We start from the raw sequence: 18012 nt of genomic DNA on the forward strand, positions 1-18012 counted from the left end.
GCCGTCCCGGTGGCCGAACCGCTGTGGGGAAACCGGGCGGAGTAAGGCACGGCCGAAGGGAGCGTCAGGCGATCAGCGTTCTCTGCGCCGGCGAGTGTCCGTGGCCGAGCTTGCCAGGGTAAGCCCCGTGGTAAACGGGGTTGGCAGCGGCCAGCTGTATTTCCGCAACGTCCGGACCGACCCGCCGCTGACCATCATCATGTTCGCACCCGAGATGCCGACCGACAGTGGCAGACCGGCACGCTCGGTGATCAAATGGTCGGCCCCGGAGACCCGAACGAGGGAGGCAACCGCTTCCACGTACAACCCGAGGTGGCCACGAAGATGATCGCCGCCAGGACCTCCCGGTCCCCATGCCGCCTCCGGCCACCGTCTTGCGGCCGTGACGGAGCGGGTGGCACCACCCGCTCGAACAGCTCCCACACTTCATCCGGCACCAGACCAGATGCTCCACAAGGCCCACGGCCGCAGACTCCGAACACGCCAAATGAGATGTCCTCGAAGCTGGTCTCGGGATCGTCGCCGGAGTCCGCGATCTCCTGGAAAGGGACGGCGGACCGCTCGGCCCAGTCCCCGAAGACGAACCTCACGAGGTCGTCCTTGGCGTCGAAATAGTGGTAGATCGCGGCCTTGGAGATGCCGACCTCTGCTGCCACGCCCTTGAGGGCGACCGCGGATATCCCTCGTTGCATGAAGAGTCGAGCCGCTGCGTCGCGGACCTCTCGTCTCATCAACTCTTGCCGGTCGCCACAGGCGGGAGGTGACCGGCCGTTCATCAGTCGGGCCTCGCTCACACGAGGTCCCATGACGCGATCAGACAGTGAGGACGAGCTTGCCCCGGAGGTGACCGCCGTCGAGCAGCCGGTGCGCGTCGGCGACGCGCTCGAAGGGGAACGTCTCCTGCACGTGGACCCGGAGCCTGCCCTGTTCGACGAGTTCGACGAGACCTCGCAGGGCGACCGGATCGGGGTCGACCGCGATGCCGCTGAAGCGCATGCCGGCCGCCTCGTACTTGGCGGCGAGCTGCAAATCCTCCTCGGCGACCGCCGTCACCAGGTGACCGCCTGGGCGGAGCACTTCGAGCGACCGCTCGACGGTGTCGCCGCCGATCGTGTCGAGCACGACGTCGATGTCGCGGACCGCCTCGGTGAAGTCGACCGCGGTGTAGTCGATCACCTCGTCGGCGCCGAACCCCTCGACGAACTTCCGCTTGCTCCCGCCGGCTGTCGCGATCACGTGCGCGCCGAGCGCTTTCGCGATCTGGATCGCGATGTGACCGACCCCGCCACCACCGCCGTGGACCAGGACGCGATCGCCCTCGGTCACGCCGCCGAGGTCGACGAGGCCCTGCCACGCGGTCAGCCCGACGATCGGCAGCGCCGACGCCTCGACGTGCGAGAGCGACGCCGGCTTGCGTACCAGGTGCAACGCCGGCGCCGACACGAACTCGGCGTACGCGCTCGCCGCCCGCGGGAACAGCGGCATCCCGAACACCTCGTCGCCGGGCCTGAACCGCCACGTCCCCGGCGCCTCCTCGACCACGCCGCTGATGTCCCAGCCGAGGACGAACGGCGGCTGGCCGATCAGCGGGAACTCGCCGGCGCGCAAGCGCGCCTCCAGCGGGTTCAGCCCGATCGCCTTGACGCGGACGAGAACCTCGGCCGGGAGGGGCTGGGGCTCGGGCGCGTCCACGATGGTGAGCACCTCGGGACCGCCGAGCGTCTGCTGGGTGATGACTCGCATGACTCTCCTGTGCTTTGGAGGGGGGAGAGATTCCAGGCTAGGTTTCCGATAGGAACCAGCAGGTACCTTTGGCACAGGTAGCTTTGGCACCATGAGCGGTTTCGGTCCCGGCGGTCCCTTTCTCGCCGACTGTCCGGCGCGTCTGGCGGTGGAGCTGATCGCCGACAAGTGGACGGTGGTCGTGCTCTACGGCCTCAGCGAGGGCCCGGTGCGCCATGGCGAGCTGATCGAGCTGATCGGAGGCATCTCCCGCAAGATGCTCACCCAGACGCTCCGACGGCTCGAGGCGCACGGACTCATCCGCCGCCACGCCTACGCCGAGGTGCCGCCCCGCGTCGAGTACGAGCTCACCCCGCTCGGAGCGACGCTGATCGATCCGATCCACATGCTGACCGAGTGGGCGAGGGCGAACGGCGACGCAGTGCTCGATGCGCTCGACGCCGATCCCGAGCCGGTCGCCCCTGGCGACTGAGGCCCCCGCCAGAGCACTGAGTATCCTCGAGGCCGCTACTCGGTATCGGCCCGGCCGCAACGCGACTGACTTGTCGCCAGTCCCCGGAGCGCCGAGGGCGAGTTCGGCGTGGCGGTCGCCTACTACGACCTGTTCCGCGTGGCCAACGGCAGGATCGTCGAGCACTGAGACGTCATCGCGCCCGTCCCGGCCGAACTGCCTCACGAGAACGGCTGACCGACCCGGTCATGCGGGGACCGGACGCGCCGCGGTGCCGTCAGGCGCGGTCCGGCTCCTCGGGGTAGAAGGCTGCTCGCAGCGCCGCCACCCCCGCGTCCGCGCATGGGACAGCCGGCTCTGCCCGAGCACTTGGTGCAGCTTCCTCTGCGTGTGCAGCTCGCCGACGGCAACGACCAGGCGCTGCATCTGCTCCAGGAGCCGCTCCCGCTCACGAGCTGCATCGGCCTCCCGCTGCCGTACGTCCGCCTCGCGTTGCCGCGCTCTACGGCCGCGTCGAACCCGTCGGGTGGCGCAACGCGCAGTGGGCGCGGTGGGTTCGCGGCCGGGAAAAGGAAATGTGCGGCCGGTCAGGATGCGGTAGAACCAGCGCATGGAAGAACAGCGTCTGCCCGGCGGTAGGACTGTGGGCGCAGTGCGGATCGGGGATGCGGTCCACCGGCCCCTGCAGCCCTGGACGCCTGGCGTACACGCGGTACTGCGCCACCTGGAAGCCGTGGGGTTCGACGGTGCGCCCCGAGTGTTGGGGGTGGACGATCAGCAACGCGAGGTCGTGACCCATCTTGTGGGCGAGACGGCCGGTGAGGACCTGCCCTGGCCTGCGTGGGTGTACTCGGACACCGCGCTGGAAGGTGTCGGCCGGTGGGCTCGGCGGTTGCATGACGCGACGGCGGAGTTCGTCCCACCGGAGGGCGTGCGATGGCTCGCCGGACAGACCTGGCGGCCTGGTTTGATCATCGGTCACCATGACGCGGCCCCGTGGAATGCGGTGTGGCGCGACGGCAGTTTGGCCGGGTTCTTCGACTGGGACACCGCCGGGCCTTCGTCGCGCGAGTTCGACCTGGCCTTCATGGCCTTGACCTGGGTTCCGTTGCACGCCCGCCGGTTTGCCGAGAAGACCGGATTCATGGCATTCGAGGACCGATCCCGGCGCCTGCACCTGCTGCTCGATGCCTATGGGTACGACGGCGACCGGGCGGCGTTCGGGGCCGTTGTCGCCCAGCGGGCCCGCGTCAATGCCCAAGTCATTGAGCGTATGGCCGCCGACGGCGACCCGCTCTACACCGCCCTGCTACCGGTCGCCGCTGATCTTCGCCAGGCAGCCGTCGAAGTCGAAGACCTACCCGCAGGCTTCTGGCGCAGGCCGGCCGACGACTAGCAGGACTCCGTCAGGCAGCCTGGATACGCCACCGCCGCCTTGAACGCTGCCGCCTCGACCTGGCCAACCACCGCCTGAACACCAGCCCCATCCAGGCCATCGCCAAACGCTGGGGCTTCACCAACCCGACCCACTTCAGCCGCCCGTTCCGAGCCACCCACGGGATACCACTGCAGGACCACCGAGACCCGCTGCCCAAGAGGTGCGAGAATCGGCAACAAGCTTGCGCGGAATGACAAGGCTGGGTGCTACCGCCTTCGGCATCCTGAATGCCGAACACCGAGCAGTGGTGATGCAAGCGCCCGGAAGCTCTCTGCGGCGCATGCATCTGCTGTCGTGCCCGATGGGTAAAACATCCTCGCCTGAGGTTCGGTCAGGATCAAACCAGTTTCGGCGGGCGCAGTCAGTCGGTGGCGCGGCCGAACCTCAACCGAGAGCTGAAAGATCCACTGACATAGGGAGGAACAATGCGCCTGTTATCCCGGAGAGCAGTGCGAAAGTCGTTAGGAGGCAACAAACTGTGGCGTCTCGCCGCTGTGCTGGCGGGTGTCATGCTCACAGTCGCGACGTTGGGGACGGCTGAGGCGCGGGAGGCCCTGCGGGCTGACAGCAGCAAGGCGAGCTTCATCGCGCAGGCCAGGGCGGCACACCTCGGCAGCGCCAAGGCCAACGCGCTCCAGGCAAAGGTAGACCGCTTCATAGAGAAGGCCGATGGGACGCAGGTGGCGCCCAATCTGATCAACCTGGTCGGCGGCGGGACCGTGTACGTGGCAGTACCCGGCGAAGCCCACTTCCGTGACCTGACGCCCGGGGACAGCACAGTTACGGCTGATCCCTGCGCTGAGCCGGCAGACTATGGCTACTTCTGCGCCTACGAGGGCACGTACTACACCGGCAGCTCAATTCCCATGTACCAGTGCCACTCCTACAACGTCCCATTCATTGGGGCTGGTTCGTGGGACAACAATCAGTCAACCGGTACCAGGGCCAAGATGTACACCGGGATAAACGGCGCCGGCGACCTGAGCTACACGACCCGGCCCGCGCACAGCTGGGACGCTGACGGCGACTGGACGCCGGTGGGCTCGGTAGTCAATTGCTAGTCCGCTCGGCAAAGCACGCGCTTCTGCGGCTCGAATTCTTGCAGACGCGGGGCGGCCGAGTCGCTGACCGGGGCTGAGCCGGATCGCTGGCTCAGCCCTGGTCCACCCGTAGGGCCTCGGGCATCGGATGGGCGGCTCCGGGTTAAACCGGAAGCGCCCGGCTCTGTCTTCGAGGTCCATGAGCAGGTTGCGGGCGAGTTGGGTGACCGCATGAAGTCGCAGGCGAGCAGCGTGTCGGCCTGGGAACGGAGGAAGGAACGCCAGGTCTGCCGGGAGGCACGCCGCGGTGCGGGCGGTGGGCCGGAGCGGCGCAGGACGCGCCGGATCGTGGCGGCGGCACCCCGATGACCGAGCCGTCGCAGCTCGCCATGGATCCTGACGTACCCCCAGGTCGGGTTCTCTCGCGCCAGGCGCTGAGTGAGCTCGACTGTCTCTTCCGACAGCGGTGGCCGACCGGGTCCGACCGCCGTCTGGCGCCATTTCCAGCGAACCAGACGACGGTGCCAGGTCGGCAGTGTGCCCGGCAGGTGCCGTGCGAGAGCGGAGAGCACGGCACGAAGGGCAAGGATCCCGGCGTTGTTCGCGGCGGTCGATCGGCCCACCAGGAGGAGGGGAGGCAGCTCAGGAGTCGGCAGAAGATCAGGTAGAGCGGTCAGAGACCCACGATCACTGATCATGCCCATACGTAGGCGATCACAAAGCCCCAGGCCAACCACCGTACGGCAAGAGAGACGCCTTTCAGGCGACGAGTTTCCGCACGGCACACGATCGGCAGACGGACATCGTCAAGCTTAGGACTTGCCAGCGGCGTTGGCCGCATCAGCCAAGGCAGCTTCGTTCGTCGCAATGACAACGAAACGGCGTATGGCTTCAACGGGCATGTCGAGCGCCTCAGAGGCGGAGCGCTCGTCACCGAACACCTGCACTGCCTCGGCGACAGCAACAGCCAGTTCGGCCTCCGCCTTGCGGACCTTAACCTCAGCCTTGTCAACAGTGTCGACCACCGCCAACTGGCGACGCTGCTTCTCCTGGAGTCGCTGCTTACGGGACGGCGTCTTGTCAGAGTTCTGCACAGTCACAACCAAGATCATAAACGGGCCTGTGCACCCTTGCGAAATCGGTAACTCCGCCCCCTCAAGCCCTATTCATGCTCTAGACGCCCCGCAGACGGAAGGCATGGGGTCTACGTCGCCACCAGGCCCGGCACACGCCGGCCATCCGCCTGCTGCGGCACGGCGCCACCCTGACCCTGCGCTTGCCGAAAACCCCATCCGTCCCCATGGGAAGCGGTGAGCGGGTTGATCGGACTTCGACGGCGATCGCTTGATCCTGCCCTCTCGCGTGGGTACCGCACCGCGCTGCTCACGTGCCCTGCTCACCCGGCGCTCTCCCTGCCCCCGACACCAACGGCTCCATCGCGCTACGCCCCCGGCGGCACCGGACGGTGCGGCTTCCGATGCCGGCTCGGAGCGGCGCGGATCAGGGAGCGCAGGCAGCCGCGCGGCTCCTCAGTGCTCGCAGAGGGAGAACTCTCGTTCGTAGAGCTGCTCGTTGTGTTCGTCAACGAAGAACTTGCGTTCCTGCATGAGTTGTTCGCGGTAGCTTTTGGCCTGTTCAAGTGTCATGGTCGAGGTGTCGGACCATGGTTGCTGCGGTGGCACATCGGATGTTGAGACGATCTTTTCCGACGGGTCGACCAGGAAGAACGCGAGAATTTTGCGATATCCCGGGCGGGTGGGGTCCGTGAGGCGGAATGAGCCGACGCGATGTTGCAGGATGTTCGGGAACGCCAGGCAGCGGCCCGCCGGGGTCGATGCCGATCCCAGCATCTGGTTCAGTGCGTCTTCGTCCTCCAGGCCGTAGACCGCACGCAGACCGTTGTCGTCGTTCTGCTCGTAGTCCGGGTCGTCGAGTGCCGCCCGGAAACTCAGCCGACTTTCGGTGATGTTCTCGCTGTCCCAGTAGTAGATGCCGGTCGAGACGATCCGCTCGTTCATCATCCCCTCGACATGCCAGGAACCGCCAGGGTAATCGGGCTTGTCCGGGGTGAGATGAATGGTGGCGAGCTTGACGATGACCTGGAGACGGCGACCGCGCAGGTCGACTCGGGCGGATTCATCAGGCAACTCGGGCGGGATGAAGGCCGGGGCATCCGGGATGGCCGGACGGCGGTTTTCCCACCAGTCGTCCTGGGCCTCTCCCCACGCACGGACGGCTTCTGCGTAGGCCCCATCATCACTGTAGGAGGATTTGTCTGGGTACTCCGGCTTCGAGTCGTACCATCCGTAAGGATCGGCCTCGATCCGCAGGGGCCGCGGATGGCGCAGATCGGTGAGCACGTTCTCCAGCAGCGGGCGAAAGCGCGAACAAGTCTGGCAGGACGGAGGCTAGTTCGCGATGAGTCTCGGGGTGAACGTTGTTGACGTACGAACGGAAGGCGACATCGCCGTCGTCACTGACGTCGACATCCGTGGGCAGCCACTGGAATTTCTCCGAGAATTCGTACCGCGAATAGCGGTCCGTCGGGTTCTGCCAAGCCCGCTCGGGCGCGCCGCTCACCTCTCTCACCAGGCAGAACAGTGAGGGATGAACCAGATCCAGTACCTGGCCATCGGATCCGGGATGCCAGTCCTGTTCCCCTTCGGGGACCTGCTCCAGAACCCGAACCGCCTCGCGCAGCCGGGATCGGAGCTCGTCGTCGACCAGTGTGTCCGACTGCCACACCCCGTCGACGGCGGACACCTCGACGCCGGTTCGTCCGTCCCGCAGCGCGGCGTAATGCGCAAGTTCGGCAAGCACGTAACGAACCTGCGCTTCGGTGAGGCCCTGGGCGACCGCTTCTTGCGTCCACTTGGCGACGATGTCGGCGTCGTTCATCTTGTCGAACCACCCCGGCTTCGCCCGAATGTGGGCGCTGCACTGCATCATCTGAAGTTCCCGCAGCGTTCGGGGTGTCGCGAACGATATGGAACGGGAAGCATGAAAGGGCAGCGGGAAAGCAGACAGGCCAGTCAATTCTCTTGATCCTCCCAGTCGGTTTGCGGTGGCGGGAAGGATACTTCAGCAGACTGACACCGCAGCCGTGATCCCCATCGCTGGTCCGGAAGCCAGGGCTTCGACGTAGTCGCGTGATGTCCGGTTCGCGCTCATTCGAGGCCGTGTTCCATCGATACTCCTGCGTCGCAGGACGGTGAAGGAGGCGGAACTGCTGGTGCTGCGGCATGAGAACGCGGTCCTGCACCACCGGCTGGCCGGACCGGTCCGCTATGAGCCGGCCGACCGGTTCTTGTTCGCCGCCCTGTCCGGGCTGATACCCCGGCGCCACCGGTGCGAGATCTTCCCTGTCACCCCCCCCCGGCACCCTGCTTGCCTGGCATCGCAGGTCCGTCGCCGCGAAGTGGGACTACACCGCGCGCGCCGTACGGCCCTGCCCGGGTGGGTGGGGGGACTGGCGTCCTCGTAACCGCCGCACGACCGAGCAGGGCCGCCTGATGATCAAGGGCCGCCGGAGCGGAACCCACGTGCACAAGCCTCCGGGTGTACGAGCCGGACCATGAGCTCTCTGACCCCGGTGGGCGGGCGGATCAGCGCAGTCCGGCGAAGAGGTCGTTCTCGGGCACGGCCGCGCCGGTGGTGTCCTGGACACGTACGAAGGTCTCGACGCCCATCAACTCGGTGAACCTCTCCTGGCCCATCCTGAGGAAGAAGATGTTCTCGCCCTGGCTGGCGTGCGCGGCCAGCGCATCGAACTTCTGGCCGCCGAACGCGGTGGTGTCCACCCAGGTGGTGATCTCCTCGTCGGGGAGTCCGATCTCGGCCATCGCGGCGGCCTCAGCGGGATCCGGCTCCTGCACGTCCGCACCGAACTCGCGCATGACCTCACCGAACCGCCGCATCATCGAGCGGGGCGCCGTCGTCCAGTACACCTTCGGTGTCAGCGCGGTCATCGCCAGCGCCGCCATAGTGATGCGGTTGGCCTGGATGTGGTCGGGGTGGCCATAGAAGCCGTTCTCGTCGTACGTGACGACCACATCGGGCTGATAGCGCCGCAAGAGTTCCGCGAGTCGGGCGGCGCCCTCCTCCACGGGTGTCTTCCAGAAGGAGCCTGGGGCGTCATTGGCCGGCCAGCCCATCATCCCGGAGTCGGCGTAGTCCAGCATCTCCAGATGGCTCACCTTCAGGACTTCGCAGCTGGCCTCGAGTTCTCGACGCCGCATCAAGGCGACGGCCGCCCCATCGTGCCCGGGATCGCCCGGCTTGACACCCTCTGGTCCGTCACCGCAACCGCCGTCGGTGCACGTCACGAGGACCGTGCGGATGCCCTCCGCCGCGTACCGCGCGAGGACACCTCCTGTTCCAGTGGCCTCATCGTCGGGGTGGGCGTGTACCGCCATGAGCGTCAAGGGCAAGTCATTCATAAAACAGTCCTCCTGTGTGAAAAGGCCTTGGTCCGAGTCTGCAGCGGGCGTATGAGCGGTCGCCCTGCAATATCGGATGTCGGATGACCTGGCGCACCGCGAGCCCGAGGGCCCCGGATCACATCGGCTGTTGGCCTCTGTGTTCCCCGCCCGCGCCACCGCTCTCTTGAGGTGCAACAGTGGCGGCCGGACCGGCTGTTCCCGCCGCACACCGGAACTGCGCCACTCCCGCGAGAACGAAGGAGAGGCGGTCGGGGTGGCGTGGTGTGGTACTCGTTGAGCAGTCGCGTTGTTCGCGGCGGCCGACCGGCCCGCGTGGTCAGAGGGTGCTGAGGAGTGTCAGGCGCTCGGCGCTGGTGGAGCCCTGGTCGGCGTAGTAGATGACGATCAGCTGACGGGCTTGCGGGCGCACCATCTTCTCGTAGTGCAGGTCGAGCTCGCCGACGAGCGGGTGGTTGAGCCGGGTGTAGCCAGTGTCGCGGCGACGGATCTCGCGGCGGGTCCACAGGGTGCTGAACCGCTCACTGACGACGGTGAGTTCACCGATGGTCTCCAACAACTCCGGGTCGACGTCGTCGATGTTCAGCATGGCGCGCAGCCCGGAGACGGCCTTGGCGGTCATGTCGTCCCATTGCGGATAGAGGCTGTGCATCTCGGGTTCGAGAAAGGCGGCCCGCAGCGGGTTGTGGCCCACGGCGAAGAAGGGGCACAGCAGCACGGCCAGCCGGTTCGCCGCGACGACGCGTCCGCTGGGCCCCTGGGCGTAGGCGGGGGTCTGCGGCCAGCTGTCCAGGAGCGGCTGGAGATCGCCTTGGTTCGTACGGGCGGGGGTGCGCGGCCTGCGGACGGGCGGGGTGGGGTGCGCGAGGCGGTGCAGGTAGGCAACCGCGTCCTCGTCGAGCTGCAGGGCGCTCGCCAGGGCGGCCAGGATCTGGTCGGAGGGGTTGAGGTTGCGGCCCTGTTCCAAGCGCAGGTAGTACTCGGGGCTGATGCCGGCGAGCTGGGCGACTTCCTCCCGCCGCAGTCCGGGGACCCGGCGTCGCTCGCCCGCGGGCAGCCCCGCCAGTTCGGGGCTGATCTGCCCGCGCCGGGCCCGCAGGAACTCGCCCAGGGTGTCTGTCGTCTCGTGCGCCATGCTCTCGACGCTAGCTGTTCAGCAGCCCGAGGCGCATCAGGCTCTCGGCGGTGGCCGTGACGGCGTCCTCGTTGGAACGCGGGGACCAGTCCAGCTCCTTGCGGGCCTTCGCATGGGAAGCGCGACGCACCACGCCCAACTGCGGCACCGTCTCGCGCAGCGCCGGGTTGACCGTCGCCAGCAGGCGCAGCAGCCAGGTCGGAGCCGAGCCGGTGGGGGCCTTGGCGGCGGCCTCGCCGAGCCGGGTGCGCAACGCGAGGGCGATGTGGTGGAAGGAGACCGGCTCGCCCGCGAGCGCCAGATACCGCTCTCCCGCTGCCTGGGGCGCCGTCATGGCGCGCAGATGCAGGTCGGCCGCGTCGCGTACGTCGACCGTGTTGGTCCAGATCGGCGGCGCGGCGCGCATTCCGCCGGTCAGCATCGCGTGGATGATGCGGATCGATGCGGAGTAGTCCGGTCCGAGGACCGGCCCGAAGATTCCCACGGGGTTGATCACGGTCAGCTCCAGGCCGCCGCCCTCGGTCTCGACGAAGTCCCAGGCGGCCCGTTCGGCAACCGTCTTGGACTTGATGTACGCGGACACCCCTGGGCCCTCGGTGTCCGTCCAGTCGTCCTCGGTGAAGGTCCGGCCGGTGTGGCCATGGCCGTAGCCCACCGCCGCGAAGGAAGAGGTCAGCACGGTGCGCCGGACGCCCGCGCCCCGAGCGGCGCGCAGGACGCGCAGGGCACCGTCACGGGCCGGGACGATCACCTCGTCCTCGTTCTTCGGCCGCGCTCCGGGAAACGGCGAGGCCACGTGCAAGACGTAGTCGGCCCCCTTCACGGCCCGGGCCCAGCCATGGTCGGACGTCAAATCCGCCTCCACGTAGGAGACGCCGTCCGCGTGCGGGGCTCCGGCCACGGCGAGCATCCGCTCGACGTCGGGCCGCCGTGCCGCGGAGCGCACCGTGGTTGTGACGGTGTGCCCGGCGGTCAGGAGCTGCGCGATCGTACGGGAACCCAGAAACCCGGTTCCACCAGTGACGAGTACATGTGCCATGCCTTCATGGTCGACAGCCGGATCGTCCCGTTCCAGATCTCCGCGATACCAGTACTCCGAGGGACAGGCTCAGCACCCAGCGCGACGCTCACCGCTCCCCCACGTTTCGACGCGGATGTTCAAGGTTCGGCCGCATCGGACAATGGGCCGAGTTGTCGGTAGGTGATCAGGCAACAGGCGCGCTTGAGGACCGCCCCGTGGATGTCGGCCCGGCGTTCCCGGCGTGCGGCGAGGACGCCCGACTCGTCGACCGGCGACGGACTCGGCGAGTAGGACCTCGTGCAGGCCGCTGCCGCCTCGACAGCGAAGGCTGCTTCCGGTTGCCTGCAAAACAGCAAACGCTCTCCACCATTTCGGCATCTCATGACGGCCGCCGGGCAAGAACACCGAGCGTCAGACGCATACGCTTGGATGTGCACGTGACCGTTCATGATATTGCTCGGCAGCTGCCCGGGATAGCCGTCCTCCAACATCACTGCCGCTCCATTGCAATGCTGGAGGCGGTACTGAGTCCCGAGTGGGCGGACCGCTACTACTCCTTCGACGCCCACTGGTCCGAGACGGAGACGATGGCCTCGATGCGCAACGGGTCGGGCGACGAGTACTCGATCGTCTTCTCGGCCGCAGGCGCGTATATCCGCGGGTTCGCCCACGAATCACCCATGAGCCCCTATGCAGGGGACGGGCCATGGCCCGGCGTGCTCGACGATGTTCCGGAAGTCTTCCGGGCATGTGTGGAGGAGCCCGCGTTCTCCGACGAAGACGGGATGCCTGTCATCACCACGTGTATCTGGCGGGAGCCGGGAGACGACGGGTGGAAGACGGGGACAATCGACTTCCCCGAGGAGGCCACGGGAGATCCGGACGGCGCCGAGTACCTGTTCCGCCTGCTGGTGGATCGCTCGGCGGAGGCGTTTCAGCGCTGGGCGGAGGACTACTACGAGGCCCCGGTCAACGTGCGGGCCGTTCGTCATGTCCTTTCCTCACGTCCACTGACCAAAGGGATGGTCAGCGCGTTGAACCCAGAGATCACGCTGACCGACCTCGCAGGAGACATCACACAGATCGGCTATCCACAGAGCTGACCTACGTCACCGCACAGACAGCGCAGCAAAAGCTCAATCTCGACAGCGCCGTGCTCTACATACCGCTGAGGGCCAACATCAGGGCACCAACGGACAGGAGTGTGCCGACGACATAACCGGCGCCACCGGCCACCATCGCCTGCGTACCCGTCAACCGTCGGCGCGCCACAAGATAGACCACGAGCCCGATCGCGAAACCGAGCAATGCGTGGAAAAGCGTCAACAGCCAGCCAGCACCCACAGCCACGGCAGCGCACCCGACGGCCAGTAGTGCACCGGAAGGGCTGAGGTCACGCCGGACGAACTGGTAGGTCACAGCACCGGCGGCTATCGCCACAACCAGGGAAAGAACGGCAACAATACAAAAATCACTCACGTCGAATCTCCTGCTCCACGCTAACATTCAACTGACCGACGCTGCCCGAATGCTGCTGTCCCGGTTGAGCCGTTGGCCGACGCAGGACGTTACTTCGACCCGAAGGACCTGAGGTGCGGCCGAATCCTCGTCGCGGCAGCATCTGCCACGGAATGCGCGCAGGCTGTGGGCTGCCCAGGCGGAGGTGGGCTTGGTGGGCGCTGGTGCGGCTGGCTCGGGAGGATTTCTCAGAGGCCCTGCAGTCCTACCTTCACGGGAATCACGGACGGTCATGACAGTCGTCCGACGCAGCAGTGAAGCTTGAGTGTGTGCCAGTGAAGCCTGATGGCACCAAGTGCTCTGAATGATCAGGCTTGCGGATCCTGCGGCTTGATCTCCACCTCGCGCAGAGTCTGATCCCTGAGCTCGGTGCGCGCCTCTGTGCGATGGCCACGAGCGATGTAGTCCCGTACGACCACTTCGATGGCATCCTGGGGCGATCCGACCCCGGCCAGGACCATCACTTCCACTACCAACTCGGCGTCGAGACTGATGTTGACCTTGGCCACGGCGCTCCCCTTCGTCGCGTTGCACTTGGACTCTAACCGCTCAAGGTTCGTTGGCATCCGCTCAAGGTTCGACAGCACGGGACAGCAAGTTTCGTGCCATCGAAGTCTGAGCAGCATGGAGTGCGGGTGCGGGGCTGCGGCAGCTGTGATCCGTACGATCGAGCGACGTGTGACGCGACGCTCGGAAGGACGGCGTGTGACCGGCGCCGCCAGGATGTGCAGTGGGTGGGAGGGATGCCATGACGCAGGACGCGGGACGGGGCAGGGGCCTGGACGGCAAGGCGTTGCTGCTGGCGGCCGGGCTGGCCGATCTGGCGGTGAGCACGCTGGGTGCGGCCCTGGGGACGGTGCGGGGGGTGCTGCGCCGCTCGGACGCCGCGGAGCTGGCAGCGGAGGCCGGGGACGACCTGATGGCTCGTGGGCGCCTGGCGCTGGACCGGTACGCGGCCGTACCCCCGGCCCACCTCGAGATCCTCGCCCGGCACGCCCTGGCTCGGAAGACCGCTGATGATGTCTGACCGGTGGGAGCCGGCCGCGTTCAAGGTCCGCGTCGACGAGGTACTGCACCGGTTCGTCGCCCAGGAGGCCGACCAGTTCGCGGCGATCGATCCGCTCCTGGGGCCGGTGGCCGAGCAGTTGGAGGCGGCAGTAGCGGACGGCAAACGGCTGCGGGCGGCATTCTGCTACTGGGGCTGGCGTGCGGTGGGACAGCCGGACAGCGACGCGCTGGTGCGGGCGGCGGCCTCCATGGAGCTGGTGCACGCCGCCGCGGTCGTGCACGACGACCTCATCGACGACAGCCCGCTGCGGCACGGGCGCCCCACTGCACATGTCGCCCTGCGCCGTGCTGTACCGCGTCGCCCGCGCGCCGACGCCGCCGCCAGGTCGCTGGCCATGCTGGTGGGAGACCTGCTGACGGCCCTGGCCGGGCAGTTGTTCACCACGAGCGGTCTGCCCGCCGCGTACCTCGCCCGGGCCCGCCCTCTGTGGTCGGTGATGGCCCGCGAGCTGATCGCGGGCGAGTGCCTGGAGATCCTGCGTACCGGAGCGGGTCCGGACACCACAGCGTCACTGAAGGTGATCCGCTACAAGACGGCCAAGTACACCGTCGAGCAGCCCCTGCTGATCGGCGGTGCCCTGGCCGGGGCCGGCGCGCGGCTGCGCGCGGGCTACTGCGCGTACGGGCTGCCGCTGGGCGAGGCGTTCCAGCTGCGGGACGACCTGCTTGGACTGTTCGGAAATCCGGAACGCACCGGCAAGGCCAACGCCGACGATGTGCGCGGCCACAGGCCCACGGCCCTGCTGGCAGAGACCTGGCGCCTCGCCCGCGACGACGACCGGGAGGGGCTCCGCACAGTACTGGGCCGAGGCGACCTGGACGCGGAGGATCTGGATGCGGTTCGCGAGGTGATGTGCCGGCTCAAGGCACCCGACCGCATCGAGGACATGATCAGCGCACGGGTCGAGGAAGCGCTCGGTGCCCTCCACGAGCTGGATGTACCAGCGCAAGCCGAAGCCGCCCTGACCGCGCTGGCGCATTCGGCGGCGGTCCGCCTGTCCTGACCCTCGCAGCGGGGTGGCACAGATCCGTGCTCTCCACGGCCGCCGGCCATCCCGCCGACCGTGGACGGTCCCGTGGAAGACAAGGAGCGAGCCCTGCCATGACCTACACCGAGGCGTCGATGGACGCCCTGCGGCAAACCAGTGACGAACTCGCCGACGCCACCGTCGCCGCACTCTTCGAACGCGGTCAGGTAGGCATGTTCAACAGCCTGATGCGCTACGTCTCCACCGCCGGCGCTCCCCTGCCGGACGGGCTGCCCGACGTCGCGCGGGACTACCTCGAGGCCACCCGTGTCCCGCCGTCCTGGGTGGACTGGGCTGAGATGGAGAAGGCTCGGCTGTTCTTCATCGACAACAACGTGCACATCTCCACCGCGCTGTCCTTCGCCTCCATGCCCGCCTGCTACGTCGTCCCGCACGTGGCGAAACTGCTGTCGGCCGCCCACGGGCTGAAGTACCCCTCCAAGCGCATGGCGGAGACCGGCCAGTTCACCGTCTACCTGATGCAGCCCGACGCCTTCGAGGCCGGCAGCCGTTTCATCCCCGCCGCCCAGAAGGTGCGCCTTCTGCACGCCTCGATCCGCCACCACCTCAAACGCGAGAACCGGTGGGACACCGACGTGCTCGGGGTGCCGATCTGCCAGGAGGACATGATCGGCGGGCAGATGTTCTTCTCGCTGCTCGTGCTGGACAGCCTGCACCGTCTCGGCATCCACATGTCGCAGGAAGGCGCGGAAGCCTACTACTACGCCTGGCGCGTGGTCGGCGCCATGCTCGGCGTCGACCAGGACGCCGTCCCCAAGACCCTCGAGGAGGCGCGCCGGTTCCTCGACCTGTACATGGTCCGGCACATGGGGCCTTCCGCGGAGGGCACGCACCTGACCCGGCAGCTCATCGACCTCTACGAGGAGGTCGTGCCCGGCACCTTCTTCGACCCGATCGTCTCCGCCCTCATCCGCTACCTCATCGGCGACACCTGCGCCGACTGGCTCAACGTGCCGCACACCCCGTGGGACACCGTCGTCAAGGCTGTGCCCCACCTCCTCGGCGTCCTGGAGACCATCGAGGACCACTCCCCGCTCGGCGCCTGGGCCCTGGACCGCCTCGGCCACCTCACCACCGTCTTCGAGCTGTCCTCCCTCACCCGCGGACGCGTCATGCACTACGCCATCCCGGAACAGCTCAAGAAGGACTACGGCATCTCCAGCACGGTGCCTCGTACCCGGCAGTGGATCCCACCAGCCGCCACACTCTCTTGAACACCGACGCGCTCAAACTTCGGTGGCACCCGGTCGAGGTCGTGAGGAAAATCGTGTCGCGCGTCCACGGCCTGGCTTTCGGCTCTCGACCGCCATCCTTCAAGAGGGCAAGGCCGTTCCGGGCGGGTACGTGTTCGGACACCCGGCGTCGGAACAGCCGCTCAGGGGAGGGCGTGGTCAGCCGATGGGGTTGACGAAGGAAGCATTTGCCCGGCCTGCCATCCGCACCGCCGCACCGGGCCCGTCGGTCACCAGAGGCGGGACCGGCCTTCCGGGCGGTGTGCCGGCAGGCAACCGCCGGCACACCGCCCACCGCTCAGCTCTGCGACGCGGAGGCCCGGCGTCGGATCAGCCACCACGCGCCGCCGGCGAGGACCAGCAGGACGGCGACGATCGCCCCGATCAGTACGCCGGAGGACACGCCGTCGCTCTCGCCGGAGGTCTTTTCCGCGGCCGACGTGGCGTCCTGTTCCGCAGCGCTGTCGGCGGAGGAGATCTCATCGGGTGCCGGACTCGACGCAGAGCTGGGGCCGGCCGGCTTGGCGTCCGGGGCCGCCGCCTTCAGCTGCAGGACCGGCGCGGGCTGCTCGGGCTCATCGCCCCCGCGGGGCAGTTCGATCCAGCGGGAGACCTCACCGTCGCTGTACGTTTCGACGGTCTTGAACGCGATCTGCTTCGCGTCCGGCAGTCGGTTCACCTTGATCTTGTGTTCGGCGTTGACACCGGGCTTCAGCGCGGGCCCGCCGACGGTGTAGCCGTCAGCGGTGGCCTTCAGCCGCCACCCCTTGGGGGCGCCTGCGAGGCTCACGTCATCGGGGGCGATCCCGACGGGCAGCACGATGCGCAGCTCACGGAAGCCCGCCGAGTCGGCGAGAACCGCGGGCGAGGCGATGCCCGCGACCGGCGTGGCGAACAGGTCGGACAGCGTGAACACCAGGGCCGCCACCGACGCGGCGCCCCACAGCGCGGCTGCCGCGGCGGCCCAGTTGAGGTAGCGCAGCTGCGTCGCGGTGAGCTTCCGGCCGCCCGGCAGCAGGACGACCACCAGCAGCAGAGCGCCCACGGTGGCCACGGAGGCCACGTCCATGAGGGTCCGGGCCACCGGCAGCCCCCACGCGGTCATGGCCCCGGCCTCCGGGATGCCGGGGATCGCCTCGCTCGCGCCTCCGCCTGCCCCCACGGCCGCCAGCGCCACGGCGACGGCCACCCCCGCGCCCGCGGCGAGCAAGGCGGCCAGCCGCGGCAGCAGCCGCTTGGCCCCGGTGTGCCTGGTCTCAGTCGCCATGACGCACCCGCCTCCGTCGTGCCGCGAAGACACCGGCCCCGATCATGGCGGCGATCCCGGCGGCGGCCAACGCGCCGGCTCCGGCGAGGACCGACCCCCGTGCATCTGTGGATGCGGCGTCGTCCCGGTCCGCCCCCGGATGCCGGCGCGATCGAGGGGTCGGCGGTCCCTCGCGCCGCCGACGGTGACGGACTCGGGCTGTCCGCCACCTTGACCGTGAAGGGGTACGAGCCGGAGACGGGATGACCATCGGCGGACACCACCCGGAAACCCACCGTGTAACGCCCCGCCGGAGCACCGGCCTTCAGCGGAAGCGTGACGGTCCTGCCGTCCACCCGCGGCCGGCCGGCCGCCGCCGACGTTCCGTCCGACGCGGTCACGGCGACGTTGGCGTACTCCTCGGCCATCGCGTCGGTGAAGGTGAGGGTGATACGCGGGGGCAGCCCGGCGAGCGTCGCGTTCGCACCGGGGCTGCTGGTGTCGAGACCCGTGTGGGCCACGGCCTGCCCGGCCACTGCGGCCGGCACCACCAGGGCCGCGGACAGGACGAGGATGCGTGCCGCCGCGTGGGCGGCACGCCGATGGACGGCATGCATGATGCGGAACTTTCT

The 18012-nt window shown here is 68.1% G+C and carries 16 protein-coding genes and 4 pseudogenes; 8 read left to right on the forward strand and 12 right to left on the reverse strand.

The annotated features are described in order from the left end of the window. Nucleotides 1-257: 257 nt before the first annotated feature. The 3 genes and pseudogenes from ACFV2X_RS07125 to ACFV2X_RS07135 form a co-directional block, all read right to left on the reverse strand. Nucleotides 258-440, reverse strand: a pseudogene (locus ACFV2X_RS07125) (transposase); the annotation flags it as partial. A gap of 156 nt (nucleotides 441-596) precedes the next feature. Then, nucleotides 597-806: pseudogene (locus tag ACFV2X_RS07130) on the reverse strand (helix-turn-helix domain-containing protein); the annotation flags it as partial. A 7-nt stretch (nucleotides 807-813) separates the two neighbouring features. Then, a complete protein-coding gene (locus ACFV2X_RS07135) occupies nucleotides 814-1743 on the reverse strand; it encodes an NADP-dependent oxidoreductase (protein ID WP_385612500.1) in 930 nt (309 codons plus the stop codon). A 91-nt stretch (nucleotides 1744-1834) separates the two neighbouring features. Between ACFV2X_RS07135 and ACFV2X_RS07140 the strand changes: the two genes are divergently transcribed. The 4 genes from ACFV2X_RS07140 (at nucleotide 1835) to ACFV2X_RS07155 (ending at nucleotide 4693) form a co-directional block, all read left to right on the forward strand. Beyond that, nucleotides 1835-2215 carry a winged helix-turn-helix transcriptional regulator gene (locus ACFV2X_RS07140; protein WP_385612504.1) on the forward strand — a complete coding sequence of 127 codons (381 nt, stop codon included), beginning with the start codon at nucleotides 1835-1837 and terminating at the stop codon, nucleotides 2213-2215. 589 nt (nucleotides 2216-2804) lie between these two features. Next, the gene (locus ACFV2X_RS07145) at nucleotides 2805-3590 is read left to right on the forward strand and encodes a phosphotransferase (protein WP_385612507.1); all 786 of its coding nucleotides are present in this window, start codon (nucleotides 2805-2807) and stop codon (nucleotides 3588-3590) included. Nucleotides 3591-3613: 23 nt separating this feature from the next. Next, the gene (locus ACFV2X_RS07150; protein ID WP_385612918.1) at nucleotides 3614-3826 is read left to right on the forward strand and encodes a helix-turn-helix domain-containing protein; all 213 of its coding nucleotides are present in this window, start codon (nucleotides 3614-3616) and stop codon (nucleotides 3824-3826) included. A gap of 333 nt (nucleotides 3827-4159) precedes the next feature. Continuing rightward, nucleotides 4160-4693, forward strand: a complete 534-nt coding sequence (locus ACFV2X_RS07155) for a hypothetical protein (RefSeq protein WP_385612509.1) — start codon at nucleotides 4160-4162, stop codon at nucleotides 4691-4693. A 791-nt stretch (nucleotides 4694-5484) separates the two neighbouring features. On the opposite strand, the gene ACFV2X_RS07160 is transcribed toward ACFV2X_RS07155, so the two are convergent. From ACFV2X_RS07160 to ACFV2X_RS07180, 5 genes and pseudogenes are all read right to left on the reverse strand, one after another. Continuing rightward, on the reverse strand, nucleotides 5485-5772 hold the full coding sequence (locus ACFV2X_RS07160; protein WP_385612511.1) for a hypothetical protein: 288 nt from the start codon (nucleotides 5770-5772) through the stop codon (nucleotides 5485-5487). A gap of 429 nt (nucleotides 5773-6201) precedes the next feature. Continuing rightward, nucleotides 6202-7708, reverse strand: a pseudogene (locus ACFV2X_RS07165) (DUF4246 domain-containing protein). A 569-nt stretch (nucleotides 7709-8277) separates the two neighbouring features. Beyond that, the gene (locus tag ACFV2X_RS07170) at nucleotides 8278-9111 is read right to left on the reverse strand and encodes a PIG-L family deacetylase (protein WP_385612512.1); all 834 of its coding nucleotides are present in this window, start codon (nucleotides 9109-9111) and stop codon (nucleotides 8278-8280) included. 319 nt (nucleotides 9112-9430) lie between these two features. Further along, the gene (locus ACFV2X_RS07175; RefSeq protein ID WP_385612514.1) at nucleotides 9431-10246 is read right to left on the reverse strand and encodes a helix-turn-helix domain-containing protein; all 816 of its coding nucleotides are present in this window, start codon (nucleotides 10244-10246) and stop codon (nucleotides 9431-9433) included. A gap of 10 nt (nucleotides 10247-10256) precedes the next feature. Further along, a complete protein-coding gene (locus ACFV2X_RS07180; RefSeq protein ID WP_385612516.1) occupies nucleotides 10257-11285 on the reverse strand; it encodes an SDR family oxidoreductase in 1029 nt (342 codons plus the stop codon). Nucleotides 11286-11704: 419 nt separating this feature from the next. On the opposite strand from ACFV2X_RS07180, the gene ACFV2X_RS07185 reads away from it, so the two are divergent. Beyond that, entirely contained in the window at nucleotides 11705-12370 is a 666-nt protein-coding gene (locus ACFV2X_RS07185; RefSeq protein ID WP_385612518.1) for a hypothetical protein, read from the forward strand. Between the two features lie 55 nt (nucleotides 12371-12425). Here ACFV2X_RS07185 and ACFV2X_RS07190 read toward each other — a convergent pair whose 3' ends face one another. Both ACFV2X_RS07190 and ACFV2X_RS07195 read right to left on the reverse strand, forming a co-directional pair. Beyond that, entirely contained in the window at nucleotides 12426-12746 is a 321-nt protein-coding gene (locus ACFV2X_RS07190) for a hypothetical protein (protein WP_385612520.1), read from the reverse strand. 347 nt (nucleotides 12747-13093) lie between these two features. After that, a complete protein-coding gene (locus ACFV2X_RS07195) occupies nucleotides 13094-13294 on the reverse strand; it encodes a type II toxin-antitoxin system VapB family antitoxin (protein ID WP_385612522.1) in 201 nt (66 codons plus the stop codon). Between the two features lie 239 nt (nucleotides 13295-13533). Between ACFV2X_RS07195 and ACFV2X_RS07200 the strand changes: the two genes are divergently transcribed. The 3 genes from ACFV2X_RS07200 (at nucleotide 13534) to ACFV2X_RS07210 (ending at nucleotide 16116) form a co-directional block, all read left to right on the forward strand. Further along, the gene (locus tag ACFV2X_RS07200) at nucleotides 13534-13812 is read left to right on the forward strand and encodes a polyprenyl synthetase (RefSeq protein WP_385612524.1); all 279 of its coding nucleotides are present in this window, start codon (nucleotides 13534-13536) and stop codon (nucleotides 13810-13812) included. Further along, the gene (locus ACFV2X_RS07205; RefSeq protein WP_385612526.1) at nucleotides 13802-14857 is read left to right on the forward strand and encodes a polyprenyl synthetase family protein; all 1056 of its coding nucleotides are present in this window, start codon (nucleotides 13802-13804) and stop codon (nucleotides 14855-14857) included. Before ACFV2X_RS07200 ends, ACFV2X_RS07205 begins: the two co-directional genes overlap by 11 nt. 98 nt (nucleotides 14858-14955) lie before the next feature. After that, nucleotides 14956-16116: an oxygenase MpaB family protein gene (locus ACFV2X_RS07210; protein ID WP_385612529.1), complete on the forward strand. Its 1161-nt coding sequence runs from the start codon at nucleotides 14956-14958 to the stop codon at nucleotides 16114-16116. 316 nt (nucleotides 16117-16432) lie between these two features. On the opposite strand, the gene ACFV2X_RS07215 is transcribed toward ACFV2X_RS07210, so the two are convergent. Further along, on the reverse strand, nucleotides 16433-17401 hold the full coding sequence (locus tag ACFV2X_RS07215) for a DUF1775 domain-containing protein (protein WP_385612531.1): 969 nt from the start codon (nucleotides 17399-17401) through the stop codon (nucleotides 16433-16435). Between the two features lie 224 nt (nucleotides 17402-17625). Then, nucleotides 17626-17997 (reverse strand): annotated as a pseudogene (locus ACFV2X_RS07220) (copper resistance protein CopC); the annotation flags it as partial. Nucleotides 17998-18012 lie beyond the last annotated feature (15 nt).

It is taken from the genome of Streptomyces sp. NPDC059679 (assembly GCF_042734105.1).
Taxonomy (GTDB): Bacteria; Actinomycetota; Actinomycetes; order Streptomycetales; family Streptomycetaceae; genus Streptomyces.

Bases quoted from the DNA above. Each gene is read 5' to 3' on its own strand.
- ACFV2X_RS07135 (WP_385612500.1), bottom strand. From the start codon at position 1,743: ATGCGAGTCATCACCCAGCAGACGCTCGGCGGTCCCGAGGTGCTCACC.
- ACFV2X_RS07140 (WP_385612504.1), top strand. From the start codon at position 1,835: ATGAGCGGTTTCGGTCCCGGCGGTCCCTTTCTCGCCGACTGTCCGGCG.
- ACFV2X_RS07145 (WP_385612507.1), top strand. From the start codon at position 2,805: ATGGAAGAACAGCGTCTGCCCGGCGGTAGGACTGTGGGCGCAGTGCGG.
- ACFV2X_RS07170 (WP_385612512.1), bottom strand. From the start codon at position 9,111: ATGAATGACTTGCCCTTGACGCTCATGGCGGTACACGCCCACCCCGAC.
- ACFV2X_RS07175 (WP_385612514.1), bottom strand. From the start codon at position 10,246: ATGGCGCACGAGACGACAGACACCCTGGGCGAGTTCCTGCGGGCCCGG.
- ACFV2X_RS07180 (WP_385612516.1), bottom strand. From the start codon at position 11,285: ATGGCACATGTACTCGTCACTGGTGGAACCGGGTTTCTGGGTTCCCGT.
- ACFV2X_RS07200 (WP_385612524.1), top strand. From the start codon at position 13,534: ATGACGCAGGACGCGGGACGGGGCAGGGGCCTGGACGGCAAGGCGTTG.
- ACFV2X_RS07205 (WP_385612526.1), top strand. From the start codon at position 13,802: ATGATGTCTGACCGGTGGGAGCCGGCCGCGTTCAAGGTCCGCGTCGAC.
- ACFV2X_RS07210 (WP_385612529.1), top strand. From the start codon at position 14,956: ATGACCTACACCGAGGCGTCGATGGACGCCCTGCGGCAAACCAGTGAC.
- ACFV2X_RS07215 (WP_385612531.1), bottom strand. From the start codon at position 17,401: ATGGCGACTGAGACCAGGCACACCGGGGCCAAGCGGCTGCTGCCGCGG.